The sequence below is a fragment of the Spirulina sp. CCY15215 genome, assembly GCF_016888125.1.
In the GTDB taxonomy this organism is placed as follows: domain Bacteria; phylum Cyanobacteriota; class Cyanobacteriia; order Cyanobacteriales; family Spirulinaceae; genus CCY15215.
The window spans coordinates 1-327 of the sequence record NZ_JACSWA010000128.1; the positions used below are offsets into that span (position 1 = coordinate 1).

A 327-nucleotide genomic window follows, 5' to 3' on the forward strand; every position below is an offset into this window, starting at 1 on the left:
TGTATGGTCTGCATCTGTTGTGAAATTGTAAGCATCCCGATCGCCGAACGCCTCGCTCACAAAGTCATTGAGTACCTTACGCTGACCAGCAATATTTCCTAAATTGTACGGATCTAAGCCCTCTAAATCAGTTTTAGAGAAGTAATTACCAGCTTGATCGAGATTAACAACGGCTTGATATTTTTCAGAGCTTTTAGTTGAGTTAACCTTGACCCTGAGCGTATAGTTACCCTTCGTAATATTCGAGAAACTGACATATTTTTTACTGTTGGGTGCTTTTGTGTCCACCACTGCACCATCTTTAAGCAACTCAACCGTGAAGTCATT

General features: G+C 41.0%; 1 protein-coding gene. It reads right to left on the reverse strand.

From position 1 onward, the window contains the following. Positions 1–327, reverse strand: a 327-nt coding sequence (locus tag JUI58_RS00585; protein ID WP_204101810.1) for a hypothetical protein, incomplete at both ends; no start/stop codon positions are given.